Source organism: Ferribacterium limneticum, from assembly GCF_020510585.1.
In the GTDB taxonomy this organism is placed as follows: Bacteria; Pseudomonadota; Gammaproteobacteria; order Burkholderiales; family Rhodocyclaceae; genus Azonexus.
Window position 1 is genome coordinate 4,380,810 of the sequence record NZ_CP075190.1, and the last position, 24,049, is coordinate 4,404,858.

Sequence of the window (24,049 nt, forward strand, 5' to 3'; positions counted from 1 at the left end):
CACAGGGGAAAATCATCATGCAACGCAATATCACGCGAAACCTTCTGGCCAGCCTGATTGCCAGCCTCGTCATCCCGCTTGGCGCCCAGGCTACCGATGCCGATCTGCTCAAGAAAATCGAAGCCATGGCCAAGGAGATCGAGGCGCTGCGCGCCCAGGTTCAGGCCAATCAGGAAGCCAACAAGCAAGCCATTGCCGACGTCAGGGAAGTGAAGGAAAAGGTCCAGAAGAACGAGGAAAAATCGCTGGACAAGTGGCTGACGGTCGGCGGGGATTACCAGTTCCGGGTTGATAGCCTGGCCGGGGAAACCAAGACGTTTACCGATGTAAATGCCACGTTTGCCAACGCCCAGAATCAATTGCAGGCGGCGTTCTTCGCCAATCCTTCGCCGGCCAATGCCGCCGCACTCTCGGGCCTGATGGGCTTTGCCCAAGGCATGGCCGGCGTGCAGACCTACTCGCAGGCCCAGACTTTCCTCGGCGCCAACGCGGCGATGCTCGGTGCGATCGGTGGCTACGCCGTCACTGTGCCTGCCTACAAACCCAAGAACGAAACCCTCTATAGCAACCGCTTCGGTCTCGACCTCAACATGAAGGCGGCGCAGGACGTTTCCGTCACCGCCCGTTTGCTGATGTACAAGACCTTCGGCGCTTCGGATGACGGCGCCCTGACCAACAGCGGCTCCGCGCCTTTCTTCGCCGACCGCGTCGGCGTCTTCGACGGCACCGTCGGCCATATCCCGTCGAGCAGTTTCCTCAACGTCGATCGCGTCTATGCGACGTGGAGCAACATCGCCGAACAGGACATCTGGTTCTCGGTCGGTCGTCGGCCCTCGACCAACGGCGCCCCCAACCATTTGCGCGCCAACACGGCGCGTCCCGGCACGGGCGGCACGCCGGCCCTGCTCGTCGACTATGCTTTCGACGGCATGACCGTCGGCTGGGCGCCCGACATCGAAGCGCTGCCCGGCGCCTACGGCAAGATCTGCTATGGCCGCGGTTATGAGAGCGGTTTCAGCAAGGCGCTGACCAATTCGCTTGAAGATACCGACATGCTCGGCATTTCGGTGGTGCCGATCGACACCGACCCGCTGCGCGTCTGGCTCCAATGGAATCGCGGCATGAGCATTTTCGATGCCCCGAAGATGGCCAACACCTATTTCGGCACGACGATGCCCAAGACCAATCTCGGCGACATCGACTGGTACGGCGCTGGCGCCCTCGGCACGATCAAGAATGTCGGCCCCGGCAATCTGAACTGGTTCGCCGACGCGGGCATGAGCGTCACCCACCCGAACGACAACGTTTCTGCCCAGTTCGGCTTCCAGGGCCTGATGACCGGTGCCTTCTTCAATCCCGAAGCACCGAGCAGCAAGACCGGCAGCGCCATCTACCTCGGCCTGCGCTACGACCTGCCGTCGAAGACCAAGCTTGGCCTCGAATACAACCACGGATCGAAGAACTGGATCACCTTCGCCCCGGCCGCTGGCGACTCCTGGACATCCAAGGTCGGCACACGTGGCAACGTCTACGAGGTCTACGCGATTCAGGAACTCGATGCCAAGCCGATCTCGTCGTTCATGGCCAAGAGCTTCTTCCGCCTGGGCTTCCAGTACTACGACTTCCAGTACACCGGCAGCAACAACTGGGTCGGCGCCCCGGTCAAGATCTCCGACGTCAATGGCCAGATGATGACCACGACGCCCTTGTCCAAGGCCTACAACGCCTACGCCACCTTTGAAGTGAAATTCTGATCAACCTGATTTCAGGAGCAAGCCATGCCTAAAACCCTCTCCCAACTGCTCATTTCCATCGCCCTCGCCGCTGCCGCGCTGACCATTTCCCCCATCGCCTCGGCCGACGACGTCAAGATGGTCGGCGTCATCACCAAGATCAAGATGGCCGGCGATGGCAAATCGGCCCAGGCCATCCTGAAGGATGGCAAGACCGGCGAAGCGGTCACCATCAACATCACCGACGACCTGACGCTCGACAAGTTCAAGGACAAGCGCATCGTCGAAGGCGACGAAATCCGCGCCAAGTTTGACAACGCCGGCGGCAAGAACGAAAGCAAGTCGTTCAAGAAAACAGCCGGCTGCTAGGCCAAGGGCCAACCTTTGGCCAACTGGGCGGGGAGGGGACTTCCCGCCCTTTTTACGTCCTGAACAAGGGCTGCGGTGATTCGCCACGTCGCCGCGGCGCGCCGGGCAGCGGTTTGGCTGCTTCCCACGGTCAACCGGGTTTACTACGTGAAACGTAAAAAAGGTCGAAAATTGAAATGCGGGCGGGCTGCGAACAACAGCGCGGCGGTCACGAGCAGACGCTAGAATGTCTGCTCCCGGTTATTCCGTCCTTCGTTCGTCTGGCCCCATGCTGCCTCAACCCTCCCTGCTCGGCTGGCTTCCCGTCTGGCAACGCAATTTCCTGGTCTGGCGCAAGCTCGCCCTGCCATCCATCCTCGGCAACCTGGCCGACCCGCTGATCTACATGCTCGGCCTCGGCTACGGGCTGGGGGCCATGCTGCCGACCATCGAAGGCCAGCCCTACATTGCTTTCCTGGCCGGTGGCACGGTCTGCGCCTCAACGATGAACGCCGCGACCTTCGAGGCCCTGTACTCGGCCTTTTCGCGCATGCACGTGCAGAAAACCTGGGAAGCCATCCTCAATACGCCGCTCGGGCTGGGCGATGTCGTCGCCGGCGAACTGTTCTGGGCGGCGACCAAATCGCTGCTCTCGGGCGCCGCCATCCTCGTCGTCATCACCGCCATGGGCCTGACCAACGGGCCGCTCATGCTCTGGGCGCTGCCGGCCATCGTCCTTACCGGGCTGGCCTTCGCCGCCCTCGGCCTGATCTGGAACGCGCTGGCCCCGTCCTACGATTTCTTCATGTACTACTTCACGCTGTTCATCACGCCGATGACGCTGATTTCCGGTGTTTTCTTCCCGACCGACCAGCTGCCCGGCTGGCTGGCGCTGATCGGCGGCTGGCTGCCGCTGGCCCAAGGTGTTGCGCTGGTCCGTCCGCTGCTCGCCGGCCAGGTCCCGGCCGACGCCCTGATCCACATCATGGCGCTGCTCGGCACGGCCGCCGTAGCCTTCACCGTCGCTCTCCACCTGACCCGTCGCCGCCTGCTCAAGTAGAATCCGCTAATGGAAACGCTGCTCGTCATCACCAACTGCCCGGACGAAGAAACCGCCAACGCCATCGCGCTCGCCGCGGTTGAAGAAAAGCTGGCCGCCTGCGTGAACATCCTGCCGCGCGTCCAGTCGGTCTATCGCTGGCAGGGCAAGGTCGAATCGGCATCCGAAATTCCGCTGTTTTTCAAGTCGACCGCAGCCAACTACCCGGCGCTCGAAGCCAGAATCCGCCAACTCCATCCCTACGAGCTGCCCGAAATCATCGCCCTGCCGCTCAGCCACGGCTTGCCCGCCTACCTGAACTGGGTGACGGCAGAAACAACCCAATGACCATGCGCCTCCTGTTCCTCGTTCTCGCCTTTTTCATCTCGCTCGCCCACGCCGAGGAATTCCTCGACCCGGCCGTTGCCTTCAGACCGTCGGTCAAGGCGCTTGACGGGCAGACGCTCGAAATCAGCTACGAGATCGCCAAGGGCTACTACCTTTACCGCGACAAGTTCCGTTTCCGCGTCGACGGCGAAACGGCCACCCTCGGCACGCCGACCTTCCCGAAGGGCAAGGAACACGACGACGAAAACTTCGGCAAGGTCGAGGTCTATTACAAGACCGTCGCCATACGCGTGCCGGTCGAGCGCATGTCCTCCGGGCCGTTGCCGCTCAAATTGAACGTCACCTCACAAGGCTGCGCCGATGCCGGCGTCTGCTATCCGCCGCAAACCCAGCCGCTCAGCGTCGAAATGCCCGACCCGGCCAGCGCACCGGTTGCCTCCGCGGCTCCGGCCGACGGCGACGAAAGCGGCCGGATCGCCGCCACCCTCAAGAACGCCGGCTTCTGGACCAGCCTCGCCTTCTTCTTCATCGCCGGCCTCGGCCTGTCGCTGACGCCTTGCGTCTTCCCGATGATCCCCATTCTGTCCGGCATCATCGCCGGGCAGGGCCACAAGAATTCGCACGCTCGCGGCTTTGCACTGTCCATGGCCTACGTCCTCGGCATGGCCGTCACCTACGCCGCGGCCGGCATCGCGGCCGGCCTGAGCGGCACGCTGATTTCCGCCGCCCTGCAAAACCCGTGGGTGCTTGGCAGTTTCGCGCTGGTTTTCGTCGTCCTCTCATTCTCGATGTTCGGCTTTTACGAACTGCAATTGCCGACCGCGCTGCAAAGCAAGCTGTCGGAAGAATCCGGCCACCTGCAGGGCGGGCGCGGCATCGGCGTTTTCCTGATGGGCGCGCTGTCTGCGCTCATCGTCGGGCCCTGCGTCGCCGCCCCGCTGGCCGGTGCGCTGCTCTACATCGGGCAGACCGGCGACGCCGTTTTCGGTGGCGCCGCGCTGTTCGTCATGGCCCTCGGCATGGGTGCGCCGCTCATCGCGGTCGGCATCGCCGGCGGCTCGTTGCTGCCCAAGACCGGGCCGTGGATGGAAGGCGTCAAGAAGGCATTCGGCGTGCTGCTGCTGGCCACTGCCGTCTGGCTCGTTTCGCCGGTCGTCCCGCCAGTCGCCGCCATGCTGGCCTGGGCGGCGCTGCTCATCATTCCGGCCATCTACCTCCACGCCCTCGACCCCCTGCCGCCGCACGCCAAGGGCTGGCATCGTTTCTGGAAGGGCATCGGCATCGTCATGTTGCTGACCGGCGCTGCGCTGCTCATCGGCGCCCTGGCCGGTGGCCGCGATCCGCTGCAACCGCTGGCCGGGCTGCGCGGGCAGGCCGTCGCCGCCGAAGAAAAAAGGTTGCCATTCGAACGCGTCACCTCGGTGGCCGACCTGGAAGCCAGGATCAAGACCGCCGGCAAGCCGGTCATGCTCGATTTTTACGCCGACTGGTGCGTCTCGTGCAAGGAAATGGAGCGTTTCACCTTTTCCGACCCCGCGGTTCAGGCAAAACTGGCCGGTTTCACGCTGTTGCAGGCCGATGTCACGGCCAATTCGGACGACGACAAGGCTTTGCTAGCCAAATTCAAGCTGTTCGGTCCGCCGGGCATCATTTTCTACGATGCCAAAGGGCAGGAAAACAAGGCCGTGCGCATTGTCGGTTTTCAGGATGCGGCGCAGTTCATGAGAACCCTGCAACAAACCGCAACAGCCGGCTAGATTTTTTGCAGTTTCGCCCGGCCCAGCGCATGGCGCAGGCCAAGAATGCCGAATACCGCGCCCACCACAGCACCGGCCACAACATCGATGACCACATGCTGGCGCGTCGCCACGGTCGACCACAAAATCGCCAGACAATGCAGCCAGATCAGCCAGCGCAGCACCAACGGGGCGCTGATCGTCGTCACTAACCGGTCGAGCCAGATCGCCGCAAAAACTGCCGAGGCGACATGCAACGACGGGCAAGCGTTGCCGCTGGCATCGACGTCCTTGATGATCGCCATTTCCGGATAGAGTTTCCAGTCGATGCCGGCCGGCGGAACGCCGGTGGGAAAAACCCAGAAGATGCCCAGGCAGAGCAGGCACATCGCCCCCATCCACAGACCAAACAGAGCCAAGGTCTGGAATTCCTTGAACAGCGCGGCCGGTAATGATGCGTAAACCCACAGCGAGGCGTAGACCGGAAAAGCCTGCGCCGTGACCGGAATCCACTGGTCGACAACGGTCAGCGGCATCAGCGTGACCGGGAACAGCGGGTTACGCAAAACTCCGAAATAGCCCCAGAAGAAAAGCAGCATGAAGAGCGTCGTGCCGACTGCCTTGAGCGGCCACAGGAAGATCATCCGGGAAGCAATCTGCCGGATCCAGTGGGGTTCGTCGAACAGGTGCATTGATGACTCGAAAGGAGACAAACGGGAAAAAGCCACCGCCATGGTAACAAATTGCAGGTCTGCTGCCCGGGTACGGTATTCCAGCGCAAGAGTATGGGGGAAACCTTTGGAAAACATGGGCTTTCAGCTAAAATCTCGGGTCTATGGAATCCATTGGCCTGATTCGCGATTTTCTCAAGGACCGCCTCGGCGTCGAGCCGGGAAATGTCGTTCCCGGCGCCGTGCTGGCTGAGCTTGGCGTGGACTCGCTGATGATGCTCGAACTGATGTTCGAGTTCGAGGATCACTTCGGCATCAAGCTTTCCCGCGACATCAAAACTCCCCGGACGGTTGGCGAAATGGTATCGCTGATGGACGGGCTGATCGCCCAGTCGAAGAGCTGAGCGATGAGCCAGCGGCGGGTGGCGATTACTGGCCTCGGGCTGGTCAGCCCTTATGGCGGCGACCTCGCTGATTTCTTTACGCGCCTGTGCGCCGGCCAATCAGCCGTGCACTACCTGCTCACCGACGACGTGCCCCGGCCGCTGTCGATGCCTTTCGTCAGTTGCCCCGCCTTCGATTCCGAGGCTGCGCTGGGCAAGCCGCTGGCCAGCATGATGGACCGCTTCGCCCAGTTCGCCATGGCTGCCAGTTTCAGCGCCTGGGACGACGCCGGCCTGGCGCGCCAGAGCGAAGGCGAGAACCGCGATGACTGGGGCGTTGCCTGGGGCACCGCCCTCGGCGGCACGATGGCCTACGAAAAGGGCTACCGCGAACTGTGGCAGAAGGGCCGCGAACGGCTGTCGCCGCTGACCGTCCTGCTTGGCATGAACAGTTCGGCCAACGCCCACATTTCCATCCAGCTAGGCCTGGGCGGCGTCAGCATGAGCCACACGGTGGCCTGCGCCTCGTCGGCCATTGCCATCGGCGAAGCTTTCCGCCGCGTGCGCAGCGGCGAGGCGACGGTGATGTTGACCGGCGGCTCCGATGTGCCGCAAGCCTATGGCGTTGCCCGCGCCTGGGAAGCCCTGCGCGTCATGGCGCCGGGCGATGCCGAGACCTCGGCCGCCGCCTGCAAGCCGTTTTCGGCCGAACGCCGCGGTCTGGTGCTGGGCGAGGGCGGGGCGGCCCTGGTCCTCGAGGACTGGGATCATGCCGTCGCCCGCGGCGCCCGCATTCACGGCGAGATCGTCGGCTACGGCACGACCTGCGACCACAGCCATCTTGTTCGCCCGGAAGCCGAAGGGCAGATCCGTGCCATCCGCCTGACTCTGGCCGATGCCGGGCTGAGCGCCGCCGACATCGATTACGTCAATGCCCACGGCACGGCGACGGCCGAAGGCGACCCGGTTGAAGTCGCTGCGCTGAAGGCCATTTTCGGCGAGCGTGCGGCAACGCTGCCGGTCAGCGCCACCAAGTCGATGCACGGCCATCTGCTTGGCGGCTCGGCGGCCATCGAAGCCATCGTCACCGTGCTCGCCCTGCGTGACGGGACGATTCCGCCGACCGCCCATCTCGGCGCCGTCGACCCGGAGTGCACCGGTGTCGATCACGTGACGACAGCCCGCCACGGCCAGCCGCTGCGCGCTGCGCTGTCCAATTCCTTTGCTTTCGGCGGCAGCAACGCGGTCCTCGCGTTTCGCGCCGTCGACCTGTAACCCCACGGAAGTACCGCCATGCCTGAAGCCATTTCGCCGGAAACCATCGAAGCCCTGCTGCCGGAAGTCGCCGAGCTGATCGTCACGGCGCTCAACCTCGACCTGCCGCCGGCCGAGATCGAGCCGGACGCGCCGCTGTTCGGCGAAGGCCTCGGCCTCGACTCGATCGACGTGCTTGAAATCGCCTTGGTCATTTCGAAGAAATACGGCTTCCAGCTGAAATCCGATAACGAGGACAACCTGCGCATCTTTTCGTCGCTGCGCGCGCTGGCCACCCATATCGCCTCCCAGCGGACCAAATGAGCCTTTCCCCGGGCCAGCTGCTGCGCGGCCTGGCCGTCGTTGTCTTTATCGCTGCATGGGCCGTCGTGGCCCATACCGGCAGTGCCGGCCAAGGTTCCGGCGACCTCTCGGTACTGCTCGGCATTGCCCCCGCCGTCACCGCCCTCGGCCTGTTGCTCTGGCGTAGCAGTCATCCGGCGCTGACCGGCGCCGGCATTCTCGCCATGCTCGGCGGCCTGGCCTGGTATTGGCCGACCCTGCGCGAAAACATCGCGCTGCTGTTTTTCATCCAGCACCTCGGCACCAACCTGGCCCTCGGCACCCTGTTCGGGCGCAGCCTGCTCGGTGGCGGCGAAGCGCTGATCACCCAGCTTGCCCGCACCGTGCATGTGGGCGAACTGTCCGAGCGCAAACGCCGCTACACCCGCCAGGCGACGCTGGCGTGGACGCTGTTTTTCCTGATCAACGCCCTGATTTCGACCATCCTCTGGCTATTCGCCCCGCATGAGGTGTGGTCGGTCTTCGCCAATCTGCTGTCGGCCCCGCTGCTCGCCGCCATGTTTATCGGCGAACACATCTGGCGGGTCAATGTCCTGCCACCGGAAGAGCGGCCGAGCATGGCCCAGGTCGCCCGCGCCTACCGCATGCGCAACCAGCAGAAAGCCCCGGCGCCCGATCTCAAAACGCCGCAGCCGCCCGCCAATCCGTCATGAATACCCTACCGCTGCTCGCCCACGGCGACCTCGACGCCGTTTTTGCCTGGTCGGCTGATGGCCCGATCGGCGTCGGCGACTACCTGGCCGACGCCCGCTGGCTGGCCGAACAGTTGCCGGCCAACGGCTATCTGCTCAACCTCTGCCACGACCGTTACCGCTTTGCCGTCGGCTTCGCCGCGGGCCTGCTGCGCGGCATGACCAGCCTGCAACCGTCGTCGCAATCACCGGAAACCTTCCACCGCCTGCAGGCCGAGTACGCCGGGCTGCTTTGCCTGTGCGACGGCGCCGCCGATACCCTGGACCTGCCGCGCCTCGACTTCCCGGCGATTCCTGCGGTCAACCGGAAAAATGGGCCAAAAACGAAATCGGCCATTCCGCAGATTCCCGCCGACCACCTCGCCGCCATCCTGTTCACCTCTGGCTCGACCGGCCTACCGCAAGCCCAGCGCAAGACCTGGGGCAAGCTGGTCGCCAACGGCCGGGCCGAAGCCGTCGCGCTCGGCCTCGACCGCCAGCCGCACGCCATCGTCGGCACCGTGCCGGTCCAGCACAGCTACGGTTTCGAATCGACCTTCCTGCTCGCCCTGCACGGCGGCTGCGCCTTCTGGGCCGGCAAGCCGTTCTATCCGCAGGACATCGCCGGTGCGCTGGCCGCCGTGCCGCAGCCGCGCCTGCTCGTCACCACGCCTTTCCACCTTTCGGCGCTGCTCTCGGCCGAAATCGAACTGCCACCCGTCGACCTGCTGCTCTCGGCCACCGCACCGCTATCGACGACGCTGGCCAGCGAAGCTGAAGCCAGAACCGGCGCCCCGATGCTGGAAATTTACGGCTCGACCGAATCCGGCCAGCTGGCCAGCCGGCGCACCACCGATGGCGCCGCGTGGACCCTGCTGCCCGGCGTCCGCCTTGAGCAGGACGGCGACGACACCATCGCTTGTGCCGGCCACGTCGAAGGCCGCGTCGCCCTGTCCGACCGCATCGAACTGTTGCCCGACCAGCGCTTCCTGCTCCACGGCCGTCACGCCGACCTGATCAATATCGCCGGCAAGCGTACCTCGCTGGCCTACCTCAACCACCAGCTCGGCGCCGTACCCGGCGTCGTCGATGGCGCCTTCTTCCTCCCCGACGAAGAGGGTCCGGACGGCATCACGCGGCTGACCGCCTTCGTCGTCGCACCCGGTCTGAGCGCCCGGCAAGTCACCGTCGAATTGCGCCAGCGCATCGACGCCATCTTCCTGCCCCGGCCACTGGTCCTCGTCGACCAGTTGCCGCGCAACAGCACCGGCAAGCTGCCACGGGCCGAACTGCAGGCGCTGTATGCCGAGAAAGTCAGCCATGGCGGACACTGAATATCGCTGGCTGGTCCCGGCCGACCACCCGGCCTTCGCCGGCCACTTTCCCGGCAACCCCATCGTGCCGGGCGTCGTCCTGCTCGACCGCGCCATCCTGTTCGCCGAAGCAATGCTCGGTGAGGCTGGCAAAAGCGGCCTCAACTGGCAGGTCGGCAATGCCAAGTTTTTCAGCCCGGTCCGGCCTGAGGAAGCGCTTACTTTCTCGCTAACCACCAAACCAAGCGGGGCCATTGCCTTCACCGTGCGTGCGACTGAGCGCGACGTCGCTTCCGGCAGCCTGACCCCCGCCGCGCCATGAGCCGGAAAGAGCCGACCGACGCCGACTGGATGCGCCAGCAGGAACGCAGCAATCTCGCCATCCTCAAGCTGATGGTCTGGATTTCGCTGACCTTCGGCCGCCGGGTTGGCCGCCTCGTCCTCTACGGCATCGCCGCCTATTTCGTCCTGTTCGCCCCGCGCGCCCGCCGCTTCAGCCGCGACTACCTGCATCTGGCGCTCAATCGCTGGGCCGAATGGTCGGACGGCTTCCGCCATGTCTTCAGCTTCGCGAGCACGATCCACGACCGGATCTACCTGCTCAACGACCGTTTCGACCTGTTCGACATCGAGATCATCGGCAACGAAGCCGTCCAGATAGTGGCCTCCGAGCACCCCGGTGCCTTGCTCATCGGCGCCCACCTTGGCAGCTTCGAAGTCCTGCGCGCCGTCGGACGCGGCAAGCAGGGGCTCAAGGTGGCGATGATGATGTACGAGGAAAACGCCCGCAAAATCAATTCGACGCTCGAAGCGATCAACCCGGCGGCCAGTCAGGACATCATCCCGCTCGGCCGCATGGATTCGATGCTGCAGGCCCGCGACCGACTCGACGAGGGCTACCTCGTCGGCATGCTGGCCGACCGCGGGCTGGGCGACGATGCCACGGTGGACTGCGATTTTCTCGGCAAACCGGCCCCGTTCCCGCTCGGCCCCTTCCGCATGGCCGCCATGCTGCGCCGCCCGGTTTTCTTCATGACCGGGCTCTATCTGGGCGGCAACCGCTACCAGCTGCATTTCGAACCGCTGGCCGATTTTTCGCAGACAACGCGTGAAGAACGCGACACGGCAATCCACGCCGCCATGCAACACTACGCCGACCGCCTGACCCATTATTGCCATCTGGCGCCATACAACTGGTTCAACTTCTTCGATTTCTGGCAGAAAAAATGATCAAACGTCTCCTCGGCTGTCTTTTTCTGCTGGCTCTGGCCTTGCCGGCCTCGGCCGCCTTCGATGTCGGCCAGCTGATGACCGACCTCGCCAGGAACAAGGGTGGCAAGGCCAAATTCACCGAGAAGAAATACATTTCGCTGCTCGACAAACCCGTCGTTTCATCCGGCGAAATGAGCTACACGGCACCCGACCGGCTCGAAAAGCGGACGCTGCAGCCCAAGGTCGAAACCCTGCTGCTCGACAAGGACATCCTGTCCATCGAGCGCGAGAAACAGAAATTGAGCATCAACCTGGCCAACCAGCCGGAAGCGCTGGCCTTCGTGGACAGCATTCGTGGCACGCTGTCGGGCAACCGGGCGGCGCTCGAGAAAAACTACGCCCTGCATTTATCGGGTAATGCAGACAAGTGGGTGCTCACACTGCTGCCCAGCGACCAGAAAATTTCGGCGCTCGTGTTGCGCATTACGGTCAGCGGTAGCCGCGGGCTGGTCCGCAGCATCGAGTACCTGCAGGCCGACGGTGACCGCTCGGTGCTCAACATGGAGCCGGTCGAGACCAAATGAGCGCAGCGGCCCGTGCCTTCCTGATCTGGCTGCTGGCCATGCTGGCCGGGGCTGCCGTTGTCTGGAACAGCCACTTTTCGGCCGACATGTCCTTCTTCCTGCCGGCCCGGCCGAGTGCGGCGCAGCAGGTGCTGGTCGACCAGTTGAAGGAGGGCGTCGTCACCCGGCTGCTCATGGTCGCCATTGAGGGGGGCGATGCGGTGCAGCGGGCGACCGTTTCACGCCAATTGCACGGTCGACTGGAAAAATTGCCCGAATTCGTCGCCGTCGAGAACGGCCAGGCCGGCAGCCTCGATGCCGACCGCGACTTCCTGTTCCGCCATCGCTATCTGCTTAGCCCGGCCGTCAAGCCTGAGCGTTTCACCGTCGCCGGCCTGCGCGAGAGCATCGCCAACAGCATCGATCTGCTCGCTTCGCCGGCCGGCATGTTGATCAAGCCGCTGCTGCCGCGCGACCCGACCGGCGAAATGATCGAACTGCTCTCCGGCCTCGGCGCCGGCGCCCAGCCCAATGTGAGCGAGGGCGTCTGGGCCTCGCGCGACGGCGAACGAGCCATGCTGCTGATCCAGAGCGCCGCCCTCGGCTCGGACACCGACGCGCAGGAACAGGCCATCGCCACCATTCGCCGCCAGTTTGCCGAGAGCGCCAGCGAGGCCGGCGTCAGCGACGCCCGGATCGTGATTTCCGGGCCCGGCGTTTTCGCCGTCAAATCGCGTGAAACGATCAAGAGCGAAGTCAGCAAGCTGTCAGCGATCAGCACGCTGGCCATCATCGCCGTGCTGCTCTTCGTCTATCGCTCGGCCCGCTTGCTAACCCTCGGCCTGCTGCCCGTGGTCAGCGGGGCGCTGGCCGGCATCGTCGCCGTCAGCCTGGCTTACGGCACGGTCTTCGGCATCACCGTCGGCTTCGGCTCGGCGCTGATCGGCGAGGCGGTCGATTACTCGATCTACTATTTCGTCCAGTCCGGCCGGCTCGGCGCGGCCGAATGGCGGGCGCGCTTCTGGCCGACCATCCGCCTGGGCGTGCTGACCTCCGTTGGCGGCTTTTCGGCGCTGCTTTTTTCCGGCTTTCCCGGCCTGGCCCAGCTCGGCCTCTATTCGCTGAGCGGCGTGCTGACCGCCGCGCTGGTCACCCGCTTCATCCTGCCGGCGCTGGCCGGCAACGATCATCCTGTCCGCGACCTGAGCCACCTCGCGCCGCCGCTAAAGCAGGGCATCCGGATCATGCAGAGTCTGCGCTGGCCGGTCATTCTGCTCACCATCGCGGCGCTTACGGTCCTCGTCATCGACCGCCATCAACTTTGGCACCCGAACCTGTCGGCGCTGAGCACAGTCAGTGCCGAAGACTCGGCGACCGACATGGCGCTGCGCGCCGACATTGGCGCCCCGGATTCACGCTACATGGCCGTCATCACCGCCGCGGACCGCGAAGCCGCCTTGCAGGCGGCCGAACGAGCGGGGCGGCAGCTCGACGCGCTGGTGGCAAAGGGCATCATCGGCGGCTACGACAGCCCGGCCCGTTTCCTGCCCAGCCAGGCCATGCAGGACAGCCGCCGGGCCAGTCTGCCGGCTGGCGACGAACTGGCGGCGCGTCTCAAATTGGCGCAGGCCGATTCGCCGCTCGCCGCCAACAAGCTCGGCGCCTTCCTCGACGAAGTCGCCAAGGCGAGAGCGCAGGGCAACATCACCCGCGAAACGCTCACCGGCACCAGCCTGGCGCTGGTCGTCGATTCGCTGCTCATGCAACGGCCGGATAGCTGGAGCGTGCTGCTGCCACTACGCCCGCCAGCCGGCGTCGAGGGCGTGGACATCGACATCGAACCGGTACGCGCCACACTGGCCGGCAGCGGCGCGCTGTTCATCGACATGAAGTTCGAGTTCGACCGGCTCTACAACGATTATCTCGACGAGGCGACGCTGCTCTCGCTGGCCGGTTTCGCCGCCATCGTCGCGCTACTCGCCGTCACGCTGCGCTCCGCCCGCCGGCTCGGCGCCGTGCTGCTGCCGCTGCTCCTCGCCGTCATCCTGGTCATCGCCGGCGTTCATCTGGCGGGCGAACAACTGCACCTCATGCACCTGATCGGCATGTTGCTGATCGTCGCCGTCGGTTCCAATTACGCACTGTTCTTCGACCGGGCCGGCAAGGAACACCGGCTCGATCCGCCGACGCTGGCCTCGATGGCCATCGCCAACCTGACCACCGCCATCGGCTTCGGCACGCTTGCCCTGTCCAACGTGCCGGTCCTCCACGCCGTCGGCATCACGGTCGGCCCGGGGGCCGTGCTGGCGCTGCTGCTTGCCGCGTGTTTTTCGGAGCACCAACGTGACTAAGCCAACTTCCACGGTCAACCGGGAAAAACGGCCAAAATCGAAATCTCACGTTTCACGTGAAACCGCCGCATGACTAGCGCGCTCCGCACCCTGCGCCATGACGGCGGCGGCGACAGCCTGCTGGTGTTGCTGCCCGGCGCCTACATGACGCCCGAGCACTTTGCGGACAACGGCTTTTTCGCCGATGCCGCGGTGCGCCACCTCAAGCTCGACATCGTCGCCGTCGACCTCGGCCTTGACGCCGTGTCGAGCGGCGAGGCGCTGCCCGCCGTCATCGAACAGATCCTCGTCCCGGCCCGCGCCCAGTATCGGCAAGTCTGGCTCGGCGGCATCTCGCTCGGCGGCCTGCTCGCGCTCTGCCTCAACGCCGATCATCCGGGCGTTGTCGACGGCCTGTGCCTGATCGCGCCGTACCCCGGCAGCCGGCTGACCACCAACGCCATCAAGCGCGCCGGCGGCCTCGATGTCTGGCAACCGACACCCGTCGACCTGAGCGACCCGGAGTTCCGCGCCTACCGCTGGCTCAAGGCGCCGCCGGCCGGCTTCTCTGTCTTCGTCGGCTACGGAACGGAAGATCGCTTCGCCGAGGGCATGCAGGCCATCGCCGAATGCTTCCCGGCCGCCGCCCGCTGCGCCTTGCCTGGCGACCACGACTGGCCGGTCTGGCGCGATTTGTGGGAACATTTCCTGAACCTTGGCCACTTCGCCGCCTGACATGCCGACGCCCTGGAAGCCGACCCTCGCCATCAAAGCCACGCTCGCCGTGCACGCCGCAGCAGCCGCCGGCTGTGTACTGGCACCAGCCATCTGGCCGTGGGCGGTGGGTGCGCTGGTCATCAACCACGCCATCATCACGACCGCCGGCCTGCTGCCGCGCACGACGCTGCTCGGCCCCAACCTCAACCACCTGCCGGATGACGCCGTCGCCCGCCGCGAAGTCGCCATCACCATCGACGACGGTCCGGACCCGGAAGTCACGCCGCGCGTCCTCGACCTGCTCGACGCCGCCAACGCCAAGGCCACCTTCTTCTGCATCGGCTGGCGCGCCCGCGAAAACCCGGCGTTGTGCCGCGAAATCGTCGCCCGCGGCCATCGCGTCGAGAACCACGGCGACAGCCATTCGAAGGCCTTCGCCTTCTTCGGCCCCGGCCGCATGAAGGCCGATATCGCCGCCGCCCAGGCCACCTTCGCCGAGATCACCGGCCAGGCACCACGCTACTTTCGCGCCACGGCCGGCCTGCGCAATCCCTTTCTCGACGCCGTGCTGCACAACCTTGGCCTCAAGCTGGCGAGCTGGACCCGCCGCCCCTACGACACGCGCTGCAGCGACCCGGAAACCGTTTTCCGGCGCCTGAGCCGCGACCTCGGCCCCGGCGACATCCTGCTCCTGCACGACGGCCACGCCGCCCGCACGGCAGATGGCCAGCCGGTCATCCTCGCCGTGCTGCCACGCCTGATCACCGCGCTGCGCCAGCATTCACTCAACCCCGTCACGCTGCCCGACTTCACATCATGACCAAGCGTTTCCTGAGAACCCTGCTCGACGAAGCCAGCCGCCCCTTCATCGGCGGCGGCCATTTCGCCTATCACTACGCGCGCGGCAAGCTGTCCTCCGACAGCATCTTCCGCGAGATTCTCAAGCGCGGCTTGTTCCCGGCTGAAGGCCGTTACCTCGACCTCGGCTGCGGCCAGGGCAGCCTGTTTTCCTGGCTGCTCGCCGCCCGCAAACTGTACGACGCCGGCAATTGGCCGAAGGGCTGGCCGGCCGCGCCCAAGGCGCAGAGCCTGCGCGGCATCGAACTCATGCAGAAGGACGTCGACCGCGCCGCCAAGGCTTTCGGCGCTGATCACCCAGTCCTGCGCATCGAGCAGGGCGACATGACCAAGGCCGATTTCGGCCACGCCGAGGTCATCACCATCCTCGACGCCCTGCATTATTTCGACCACGCCCACCAGAAAGACGTCATCAAGCGCATCCGTGCCGCGCTGCCGCCGGGCGGCCTGTTCCTCACCCGCGTCGGCGACGCCTCGGCCGGCCTGCCTTACCACCTGTGCAACTGGGTCGATCACGCCGTCACCTTCGCGCGCGGCCACCGCCTGCCGCGCCTCTATTGCCGGCCGCTGGCCGAGTGGATCGCATTGCTCGAAAGCTTAGGCTTCACGGTCGAAACCGACCCGATGAACGACATCAAGCCCTTCGCCAACGTCATGCTGGTCTGCCGCGTTCCGGCCAATCTGCCCGCCTAACGCCATGCGTTGCAACCGCCTGGCCATCCTCACCGCCGTGCTGCTAGCCACGCTGGCCGGCTGCTCGCTGTTCGAGGAAGGCGAGGAGGAGGGCGGCGCGCTGCCGCCCGACATGGCGCGCCGGGCCGATGGCAGGACGGCAACCGCCTGGCCGACCTCGCTGGCCGAGGCCGACGTCAAAAAGCGCATCGTTCGCCTGATTCCCGCTTACGCCAAAGATCGCCAGGGCTGGGCCGACGACCTGCACACGGCCTTCAAGGCGCTGGAAGTGCCGCACGCGACGCAAACCTATTGCGCCGCCATCGCCATCATCGAGCAGGAATCGAGCTTCCAGGCCGACCCCGGCGTGCCCGGCCTGCCCAACATCGTCCGCCGCGAACTCGACAACCGGGCCGGCCGCTACGGCGTGCCGTCGCTGCTCGTCAATGCCGCGCTGAGCAAGAAGTCGCCGGACGGCAAGAGCTACAACGAGCGCATCGACGCGCTGAAAACCGAGAAGCAGGTCAATACGCTGTTCGAGGACATGACCGGCGAGCTGCCCTTCGGCCGCCAGTTGTTCGCCGACTACAACCCCGTGCGCACCGGCGGACCGATGCAGGTCAGCATCGATTTCGCCACGCAGCAGGTCAGGGAGCGCAACTACCCGTACCCGATGGAAAAAAAGGTGCGCGACGAGGTGTTCACGCGGCGCGGCGGCGTCTATTTCGGCAGCGCCATCCTGCTCGATTACGAAGTGCCCTACGACACCATCACTTACCGTTTCGCCGACTTCAATTCAGGCCGCTACAGCAGCCGTAACGCCGCTTTCCAGCTGGCGCTCGGCAAGCTCACGGGCAAACCGCTGGCCCCGGACGGCGACCTGATGCGCTATGAAAACGGCCAGCCGGCAAGCGTACCGAGCAGCGTCGAGGAAGCCGCCATCGGCATCGCCAGGCAGCTCGACATGAGCCGGCCGCAAATCCGCCGCGACCTGCTCCTCGAAAAAACCGCCACCTTCGGCCGCAGCCCGCTCTTCAACCGCGTCTTCGAACTGGCCGAAAAAGGCGCCAAGCCGATGCGCCGGCAAGCCCTGCCGCAAATCGACCTGAAAAGCCCGAAAATCAGCCGCAAGCTGACGACAGAATGGTTCGCCAAGCGGGTGGAAGGGCGTTACCGGACCTGTCTGGCGCGCAGCAATGGGCGCTAGCCGACTGCTACGGTCAACCGGAAATTTTGGCCAAAATCGAAATCAGAAATAAACCTGGGCCAGGCCGTAGGCGACGATTGTCGAGGTGATGACGCCGATCCAACCGGGAATCATGAAGCTATGGTTGAGCAGGTATTTGCCGATGCGCGTCGTGCCGCTGCGGTCCATGTTGATCGCCGCCAGATCGCTCGGGTAGAAAGCGAAGAAGAAGTAGGCATAGCAGGAGGGCATGAGGCCGAGCAGGAGTTGCGGACTCAAACCGAGGGCGAGGCCGAAGGGCAGCATGATGGTAAGCGTCGCCGCCTGACTCTTGACGAAGGCCGAGACGGCGAACATGGCCAGAGCGAAGGTCCAGGGCGCGTACTCGACCATGGCCTTGATGTTGTCCACCAGGAAGACCTCGTTGGCCTTGACGAAGGTGTCGCTCATCCAGGCGATCCCGAAGATCGAGACGACGGCGATCATGCCAGCCGTGAACACTTCCGACTTGGCGATGGCCGCGGCCTTGACGTCGGCGGCAAACAGAATGAAGGCGCCGAAAGCGAGCATGACCAGCTGCACCACCGTCGTCATCGGAATCGGCTTGCCCTTGACCAGCGGCAGCACGGCCGGGTAGAGGGCGAGGGCGACGATGGTCAGGATGCCGGTGAAGAACAGCACGACCGACAGGCGGGCCGACTTGGGCAAGGTCTTGTCGAGCGTTGTCACCGACATTTCGACCGTGGCGCGAAAGGCCGGGTCCTTCATCCGTTCCTGGAATTCGGGATCCTTGTCGAGATCGAGGCCGCGCTTCATGCTCCAGAAGGCCGCGGCGAGCACGCCGATCAGGCCGGCCGGGAGCGTGACCATGAGGATCTGGGCCAGCGTCACCGGGGCATCGGTCTTCGCCGTCATCGCCAGGAAAGTCGTCACGGCGGCCGCCACCGGACTGGCCGTGATGCCCATCTGCGAGGCGACGCTGGAAATGGCCATCGGCCGTTCCGGGCGGATTTTGGTCTTGAGCGCCACGTCGGCAATCACCGGCAGCAGCGAATAGACGGCGTGGCCGGTGCCAACGCAGACGGTGAGCAGGAAGGTGGACAGCGGCGCCAGGATCGTGATCTGCTGCGGATGCTTGCGCATCACGCGTTCGGCCTGCTGGACCAGCCAGTCGAGACCGCCAGCCACCTGCAAGGTCGCCGAAGCGGTGACCACCGCGAGGATGATCAGCATGACGGTAATCGGCGGCTCGGATGGTGCAACGCGGAAACCGAAACTCAACACCGCCACGCCCAGCCCGCCAATCAGGCCAAGGGCCACGCCGCCGCGGCGGATACCGATCAGGATAGCCGTCAGAACCAGTGCAAACTGAATCCAGAAATCGAACATGGTGTTCCCCTTAAGCAAATCCTTATATGCTGCAACGCAGCAATTTCAGGTCACTATGCCACAGGGGAATGAGCGACAAAAGGCAGTCCGCCGGGAATATCTACGCGGAAGTTGACCTGCATCAGCCTATGCAAGGCTTGCCACGGTCAACCCGAAAAAACGGCCAAAAATGAAATCCTGGATTAGCGACCCAAGACCCAGCCGGCGATCTGCCCGACCACCTCGGACTCGAGGCCGTTGAAGCCGTGATAGGCCATCGCCTCGCACGGATCGCCCTGGCTCACGCCAGCACTGAACGACAACAACTGCTTGCGCGGCAAGGCACTGAGCTTCTGCATCAGATTCGGAATTTCGCTGTAGGCACAATGGCTGCAGCCATCCAGCTCGTGATGCGCGACGAGTACTGGAATACTCAGTTTCTTCAGCGCCATGGCCGGCACCGCCGGCGCCTTCGGGTCGGTCAGGATGGTCGAAGTCAGCACCAGACCGTCCGGCCCGTCGGCCCGACTCAGGCGTGTCGCCACTGCCGCAATCGACTGCGTCCCCCGGCTGGTCCCGACCAGCCACACCGGTAAGCCCGACTGCTGGCGCACCCAGGCAATCACCGCGCGGACATCCGCCGCATGCTCCGGCCCCTGGCGGAAACCGGCGAGGTAAGGCGGCAACTGCCGATCCGACGGCGCATCGATGACCACCGTCAGCAAGCCCTGATCGACAAACAACTGCCGGCTGCGTATCAGGAAATTCCCCTTGCCCCAGCCGAATGAGCCATCCGGTGCAATCTGCAAACCGCCGTGCCCACCGGCAAAGAGGATGACCGCCGCCTTCGGCACCGGTGGGGCCAACACCAGCAAGCGCTGCGTCACGCCCGGTCGTGTCGGAATGTCGACGACCCGTGCCCCGTCATCGGCACGCGCCGGCATCGCCAAGAGCCAGAACGCGACGGCCAGCACAAGCTTGAAAGACTTTCCCATTTTTCTCTCCTCTCCGAAAACCTCACCCAACAACGGAAATGCCTGGCATATGAAATTCAATTTCCGGCGTTGCATACCGGCAAAAGGCAATGCATGCAGTTTAACTACAGGCATGGCACTCCACCGCATGCGATTCGCCTCCGTCGGCCGCGGTCCCCTCTGCTAAAATCCGCACCAATCCATCTCGAGCGCCACCGTGACCCCGCTGCTGCTTTCCGCCTACACCGCCACTACCTGCCTCGGCCGCGGCCTTGAGGCCACACGCGAGGCTTTGCGCGCCGGGCGGAGCGGGCTGGTGCCGTGCGCTTTCGAGACGGTGCAACTCAACACCTGGATGGGCGAGGTGGCTGCGGTGGACGCCGAAAGACTGCCGGAATCGCTGACCGATTACGATTGCCGCAACAACCGGCTGACACAGATGGGCCTGGAAACGGACGGTTTTGCCGAACGCGTCCGCGAAGCCATCGCCCGCTACGGCAAGTCGCGGGTCGGCGTCTTCCTCGGCACCAGCACGGCCGGCATTTTGCAGACCGAACTCGCCTACCGCCGGCGCGACCCGGAAACCGGCGCCTTGCCGGACGATTTCCACTACCGGACAACGCACAACTCCTTCTCGCTGGCCGAATTCACGCGCGACTATTTCGGGCTCGAAGGCATGGCCATGGCCATTTCGACGGCCTGTTCGTCGAGCGCCAAGGTCTTCGCCGCGGCCGCCCGCCAGCTCGAACTTGGCAGCATCGACGCAGCCATCGTCGGCGGCGTCGATACGCTGTGCCTGACCACGCTCTACGGCTTCGCCTCGCTGCAACTGACTTCCGCCCAACCCTGCCGCCCGTATGACGCGGCGCGCAACGGCATTTCGGTCGGCGAGGGTGCCGCTTTCGCACTTCTCGAGAGGGCAGAAAACCCGGCGCCTGGCTCGGTCCTGCTGCTCGGCACCGGCGAATCAAGCGACGCCTATCACATGTCCTCGCCGCACCCGGAAGGCCTCGGCGCCAAAATGGCCATGCAAGCCGCACTGCGTTCGGCCGGGCTGACGGCAGGCGATATCGACTACATCAACCTGCACGGCACCTCGACGCCGGCCAATGACGCCGCCGAAGGCAAGGCCGTCAGCGCGCTGTTCGGCAACACTGTTCCCTGCAGCTCGACCAAGGGCGCCACCGGCCACACGCTGGGCGCTGCCGGGGCGGTAGAAGCGATCATCTGCGCCCTGACGCTGACTGACGGCTTCCTGCCCGGCAGTCCAGGCACCGAACACGTCGATCCGGCCATTCCCATCGACTACCTGCTAAAAAGCCGCGAGGGCAAGGTCAGCCGCGCCCTGACCAACTCCTTCGGTTTCGGTGGCAGCAATTGCAGCCTGATTCTGGGAGTCGCCAAATGAGCCGCCCGCTGACTGCCTGGATCGAAGGCATCGGATTCCTTGCCCCCGGCCTGCCGGACTGGCCGACCGCCCGCGCCGTTTTGCGCGGCGAAACGCCGTTGACCGCAGCACCTTCCGTGCTGCCGGCCCCGAGCATCCTGCCGCCGGCCGAACGGCGTAGGGCCAGCCGCGTCGTCAAGCTGACGCTGGCCGTCGGTCTCGAAGCTGCCACCCACGCCGGCGCCGATGTCGCGACGCTGGCCACCGTCTTTTCCGCCTCGGGCGCCGACGGCCACAACTGCCACGCCCTGTGCGAGCAACTGGCTACCGACGACCGCCAGATTTCGCCGACCCGTTTCCACAATTCGGTGCATAACGCCGCGGCCGGTTACTGGGGCATCGCCACCGGTGCGATGGCGCCGTGCCAGGTCATCTGCGCCTACGACGCGAGCTTCGGGGCCGGCCTGATCGATGCGCTGGGGCAGGTCGTTCTCGACCGCCAGCCTACACTTTTGATCGCCTACGACAGTGAATATCCCGAACCGCTGTTCGCCAAGCGGCCGGTGCCGGACGTTGCCGGGGTCTCACTGCTGCTGACACCCGAGCGCAGTGAGCGCTCGCTTGCATCAATCACGGTGACCCCGACCAGCGCTGCCGCTGAGCCACTAGCCGACGCAGCGCTGGAAGCCCTGCGCACCGCCATCCCGGCCCTGCGCGCGCTGCCGTTGCTGCAAAAACTGGCCCGTGGCAAGAGCGGAAAAATCTGTCTCGACTACCTGCCGCCAATGCAGTTATCGATCGATATCGAATGTTGCTGACCCACCCCCATTCCTCCCCTTGCCGGCAAGGGGAGGGGATTTGATTCTGCGCATGGCCACTCCGCTGGACCGCGCCTGGATCGCCGCCCACATCCCGCATCAGGGCAGCATGTGCCTGCTCGACGCGGTGAAGGAATGGTCCGACTCGGCAATCACCTGCCGCGCCAGCAGCCATGCCGATCCGGCAAATCCGCTCCGGGCCGATGGCCGCCTTGGGGCTGCCAACGGCATCGAATACGCCGCGCAGGCCATGGCCATCCATGGGGCGCTGATTGCCGGTGACGACGCCGCACCGCGCCAGGGCTACCTGACCAGCGTGCGCAGCGTCAGCCTGCATGTCGCCCGGCTCGACGACCTGCCGGGCGAACTCGATGTGTGTGCCGAGCGCCTGTCGGGCGACAGCAACAACATCCTCTACCAGTTCTCGCTGAGCCACGCCGGCCGCTGCCTGCTCGAAGGCCGCGCCGCGGTGGTGCTCGACGCGGCGGCGCTGGGCTGAGAATCCCACGGTCAACCGGAAATAATGGCCAAAAAGGAAATGTCATGAAACGTGCTCTCGTTACCGGCGGCAGCGGCGGCATCGGCGCAGCAATCTGCAGGCGCCTCGCGGCTGACGGCCATCACGTCATCGTCCATGCCAACCGTAGCAAGGAGAAAGCGGAAGCCGTGGTCGCCGAGATCATCGCCGCTGGCGGTAGCGCCGAGGCCGTCGCCTTCGACGTCACCGAGCGCGCCGCGACAGCGGCAGCGTTGGAAAAGCTGCTCGAACCGGGGCCGATCCAAATTCTCGTCAACAACGCCGGCATTCACGCCGATGCGGTTTTCCCCGGCATGAGCGCTGAACAATGGCATTCGGTGGTCGACGTCTCGCTCAACGGCTTTTTCAACGTCACCCAGCCGCTGACCATGCCGATGATCCGCACACGTTGGGGTCGTATCGTCAATATTTCATCGATTGCCGGCATCACCGGCAACCGCGGCCAGGTCAATTACTCGGCCGCCAAGGGGGCATTGCACGCCGCCAGCAAGTCGCTGGCGCTGGAACTGGCCAGCCGTGGCATTACGGTCAACGCCGTGGCGCCGGGCATCATCGCCACCGACATGATCGAAGGTACTTTCGACCCCGAAGCGATCAAGAATCTGGTGCCGATGAAGCGTGCCGGCAAGCCGGAAGAAGTGGCCGATCTCGTCGCCTTTCTTGCCTCCGACCGGGCAGCCTATATTTCCGGGCAGGTCATCTCGATCAATGGCGGCATGATCTGAAGCCAGCCTTCGGGCACGGCAAATAATTCACCTTGCATGCTCCGGCCCGATGCCGGATGATCGGATTCGACCCGTCGAAAAGGAGAACCCGCCATGCCAGACTTCTATCCCCGCGTTACCGCCAAAACATCGCCGGAGCCACTGACAACGGCGCCACTCGACTTTTTCCAGAACCCTTTATCCGCCTGGCAATCGTTCCAGATGCCACTGTCCGGGGACGTCACGCAGGCGATCAATCCGTGGTCATGGACCTTCGGCTCGGCGACCAGCCAGCTCGGGCTGGTCAACATCAACCTCGGACACAGTTGCAACCCGGAAGTCGAGCAGGAAGTGCTCGATGAAGTGGGCAGCTACGGCAAGCAGCTCGGCTGCATCGGCGATGCGCTGGGCGTCCTGATCAAGCACGTCAAGCTGGACGAACTGGTGCCCGCCGAGCGCGACGCCATCACCAAGCTGCGCTTCCAGCTTGAGGCGATCGAACGCATCAAGACCGGCCACCGGACCACGAAAAAGGTGACGAAGCGCACGTAACTCTACTGTCCAAGGCTAGAATGAGGCTGCCCAAACCTTGTAGGAGGTGTCCATGAATCCCCCAAATAACAGCTGCCTGAGCCTGCACGACGCGGCGCAAACACTGGCCGCCGGACCGGATGCCCAGCATGAGATTGAAGTCGCACTGGCCCACGCCATCGAACATGGCGAGCTGCGCGCCAATGTGAAGCGCTGGGCAACCGAACAATGGGAAGGACGGCAGCTGCCGGGCAATATCAACCGGCTGGAAACCTTCATCGAGCGCACCGAACTGGATGCCTGGCAGCGAAGCCGCCAGCCGGCCTGAACCA

Annotated in this window: 27 protein-coding genes; 24 read left to right on the forward strand and 3 right to left on the reverse strand. The window is 64.7% G+C overall.

Translation table 11 applies throughout. From position 1 onward, the window contains the following. Positions 1–17: 17 nt before the first annotated feature. The 5 genes from KI613_RS20990 (at position 18) to KI613_RS21010 (ending at position 5,225) form a co-directional block, all read left to right on the forward strand. Complete coding sequence (locus tag KI613_RS20990; protein WP_226403149.1) at positions 18–1,754, forward strand: DUF3373 domain-containing protein; 1,737 nt, start codon at positions 18–20, stop codon at positions 1,752–1,754. Between the two features lie 24 nt (positions 1,755–1,778). Further along, positions 1,779–2,102, forward strand: coding sequence for a hypothetical protein (locus KI613_RS20995; RefSeq protein WP_226403150.1), 324 nt, complete (start codon positions 1,779–1,781; stop codon positions 2,100–2,102). 226 nt (positions 2,103–2,328) lie between these two features. Next, complete coding sequence (locus KI613_RS21000) at positions 2,329–3,141, forward strand: ABC transporter permease (protein ID WP_319004082.1); 813 nt, start codon at positions 2,329–2,331, stop codon at positions 3,139–3,141. A gap of 9 nt (positions 3,142–3,150) precedes the next feature. Beyond that, positions 3,151–3,468 (forward strand): divalent-cation tolerance protein CutA, encoded by a 318-nt coding sequence (gene cutA / locus KI613_RS21005; protein ID WP_226403151.1) that lies wholly within the window; start codon positions 3,151–3,153, stop codon positions 3,466–3,468. After that, the gene (locus KI613_RS21010) at positions 3,465–5,225 is read left to right on the forward strand and encodes a protein-disulfide reductase DsbD (RefSeq protein WP_226403152.1); all 1,761 of its coding nucleotides are present in this window, start codon (positions 3,465–3,467) and stop codon (positions 5,223–5,225) included. Before cutA ends, KI613_RS21010 begins: the two co-directional genes overlap by 4 nt. Here KI613_RS21010 and KI613_RS21015 read toward each other — a convergent pair. Continuing rightward, complete coding sequence (locus tag KI613_RS21015) at positions 5,222–5,896, reverse strand: phosphatase PAP2 family protein (protein ID WP_226403153.1); 675 nt, start codon at positions 5,894–5,896, stop codon at positions 5,222–5,224. The two genes, KI613_RS21010 and KI613_RS21015, sit on opposite strands and share 4 nt — an antisense overlap. A gap of 143 nt (positions 5,897–6,039) precedes the next feature. Here KI613_RS21015 and KI613_RS21020 point away from each other — a divergent pair, with 143 nt between their 5' ends. From KI613_RS21020 to KI613_RS21080, 13 genes are all read left to right on the forward strand, one after another. Continuing rightward, the gene (locus KI613_RS21020) at positions 6,040–6,279 is read left to right on the forward strand and encodes an acyl carrier protein (RefSeq protein ID WP_226403154.1); all 240 of its coding nucleotides are present in this window, start codon (positions 6,040–6,042) and stop codon (positions 6,277–6,279) included. A 3-nt stretch (positions 6,280–6,282) separates the two neighbouring features. Next, positions 6,283–7,533, forward strand: coding sequence for a beta-ketoacyl-[acyl-carrier-protein] synthase family protein (locus tag KI613_RS21025; protein ID WP_226403155.1), 1,251 nt, complete (start codon positions 6,283–6,285; stop codon positions 7,531–7,533). An 18-nt stretch (positions 7,534–7,551) separates the two neighbouring features. After that, the gene (locus tag KI613_RS21030) at positions 7,552–7,836 is read left to right on the forward strand and encodes a phosphopantetheine-binding protein (protein ID WP_226403156.1); all 285 of its coding nucleotides are present in this window, start codon (positions 7,552–7,554) and stop codon (positions 7,834–7,836) included. Further along, a complete protein-coding gene (locus KI613_RS21035; RefSeq protein ID WP_226403157.1) occupies positions 7,833–8,528 on the forward strand; it encodes a COG4648 family protein in 696 nt (231 codons plus the stop codon). Before KI613_RS21030 ends, KI613_RS21035 begins: the two co-directional genes overlap by 4 nt. Further along, complete coding sequence (locus tag KI613_RS21040; protein ID WP_226403158.1) at positions 8,525–9,880, forward strand: AMP-binding protein; 1,356 nt, start codon at positions 8,525–8,527, stop codon at positions 9,878–9,880. The genes KI613_RS21035 and KI613_RS21040 overlap by 4 nt, the downstream gene beginning before the upstream one ends. Next, complete coding sequence (locus KI613_RS21045; RefSeq protein WP_226403159.1) at positions 9,867–10,181, forward strand: 3-hydroxyacyl-ACP dehydratase FabZ family protein; 315 nt, start codon at positions 9,867–9,869, stop codon at positions 10,179–10,181. Before KI613_RS21040 ends, KI613_RS21045 begins: the two co-directional genes overlap by 14 nt. Further along, a complete protein-coding gene (locus tag KI613_RS21050; RefSeq protein ID WP_226403160.1) occupies positions 10,178–11,089 on the forward strand; it encodes an LpxL/LpxP family acyltransferase in 912 nt (303 codons plus the stop codon). The genes KI613_RS21045 and KI613_RS21050 overlap by 4 nt, the downstream gene beginning before the upstream one ends. Then, a complete protein-coding gene (locus KI613_RS21055) occupies positions 11,086–11,655 on the forward strand; it encodes an outer membrane lipoprotein carrier protein LolA (protein ID WP_226403161.1) in 570 nt (189 codons plus the stop codon). The genes KI613_RS21050 and KI613_RS21055 overlap by 4 nt, the downstream gene beginning before the upstream one ends. After that, positions 11,652–13,985: an MMPL family transporter gene (locus KI613_RS21060; RefSeq protein WP_226403162.1), complete on the forward strand. Its 2,334-nt coding sequence runs from the start codon at positions 11,652–11,654 to the stop codon at positions 13,983–13,985. Before KI613_RS21055 ends, KI613_RS21060 begins: the two co-directional genes overlap by 4 nt. A 69-nt stretch (positions 13,986–14,054) precedes the next feature. After that, the gene (locus KI613_RS21065; protein WP_226403163.1) at positions 14,055–14,699 is read left to right on the forward strand and encodes an alpha/beta fold hydrolase; all 645 of its coding nucleotides are present in this window, start codon (positions 14,055–14,057) and stop codon (positions 14,697–14,699) included. A 1-nt stretch (position 14,700) separates the two neighbouring features. After that, entirely contained in the window at positions 14,701–15,501 is an 801-nt protein-coding gene (locus tag KI613_RS21070) for a polysaccharide deacetylase family protein (RefSeq protein WP_226403164.1), read from the forward strand. Continuing rightward, the gene (locus tag KI613_RS21075) at positions 15,498–16,232 is read left to right on the forward strand and encodes a class I SAM-dependent methyltransferase (RefSeq protein WP_226403165.1); all 735 of its coding nucleotides are present in this window, start codon (positions 15,498–15,500) and stop codon (positions 16,230–16,232) included. Before KI613_RS21070 ends, KI613_RS21075 begins: the two co-directional genes overlap by 4 nt. A 4-nt stretch (positions 16,233–16,236) precedes the next feature. Further along, on the forward strand, positions 16,237–17,418 hold the full coding sequence (locus tag KI613_RS21080; RefSeq protein WP_226403166.1) for a DUF1615 domain-containing protein: 1,182 nt from the start codon (positions 16,237–16,239) through the stop codon (positions 17,416–17,418). 42 nt (positions 17,419–17,460) lie between these two features. On the opposite strand, the gene KI613_RS21085 is transcribed toward KI613_RS21080, so the two are convergent. Continuing rightward, the gene (locus tag KI613_RS21085; RefSeq protein ID WP_226403167.1) at positions 17,461–18,786 is read right to left on the reverse strand and encodes an anaerobic C4-dicarboxylate transporter; all 1,326 of its coding nucleotides are present in this window, start codon (positions 18,784–18,786) and stop codon (positions 17,461–17,463) included. Between the two features lie 182 nt (positions 18,787–18,968). Further along, positions 18,969–19,760 carry an alpha/beta hydrolase gene (locus KI613_RS21090; RefSeq protein ID WP_226403168.1) on the reverse strand — a complete coding sequence of 264 codons (792 nt, stop codon included), beginning with the start codon at positions 19,758–19,760 and terminating at the stop codon, positions 18,969–18,971. A gap of 196 nt (positions 19,761–19,956) precedes the next feature. Between KI613_RS21090 and KI613_RS21095 the strand changes: the two genes are divergently transcribed. The 6 genes from KI613_RS21095 (at position 19,957) to KI613_RS21120 (ending at position 24,045) form a co-directional block, all read left to right on the forward strand. Next, positions 19,957–21,147, forward strand: a complete 1,191-nt coding sequence (locus tag KI613_RS21095; RefSeq protein ID WP_226403169.1) for a beta-ketoacyl-[acyl-carrier-protein] synthase family protein — start codon at positions 19,957–19,959, stop codon at positions 21,145–21,147. Further along, complete coding sequence (locus KI613_RS21100; RefSeq protein WP_226403170.1) at positions 21,144–21,944, forward strand: beta-ketoacyl synthase chain length factor; 801 nt, start codon at positions 21,144–21,146, stop codon at positions 21,942–21,944. Before KI613_RS21095 ends, KI613_RS21100 begins: the two co-directional genes overlap by 4 nt. 52 nt (positions 21,945–21,996) lie before the next feature. Then, positions 21,997–22,443 carry a hotdog family protein gene (locus KI613_RS21105; protein ID WP_226403171.1) on the forward strand — a complete coding sequence of 149 codons (447 nt, stop codon included), beginning with the start codon at positions 21,997–21,999 and terminating at the stop codon, positions 22,441–22,443. 44 nt (positions 22,444–22,487) lie between these two features. Next, entirely contained in the window at positions 22,488–23,207 is a 720-nt protein-coding gene (gene fabG, locus KI613_RS21110) for a 3-oxoacyl-ACP reductase FabG (RefSeq protein WP_226403172.1), read from the forward strand. 93 nt (positions 23,208–23,300) lie between these two features. Beyond that, positions 23,301–23,738: a hypothetical protein gene (locus KI613_RS21115; RefSeq protein ID WP_226403173.1), complete on the forward strand. Its 438-nt coding sequence runs from the start codon at positions 23,301–23,303 to the stop codon at positions 23,736–23,738. 52 nt (positions 23,739–23,790) lie between these two features. Beyond that, positions 23,791–24,045 carry a hypothetical protein gene (locus KI613_RS21120; RefSeq protein ID WP_226403174.1) on the forward strand — a complete coding sequence of 85 codons (255 nt, stop codon included), beginning with the start codon at positions 23,791–23,793 and terminating at the stop codon, positions 24,043–24,045. The last annotated feature ends 4 nt before the right edge of the window (positions 24,046–24,049 follow it).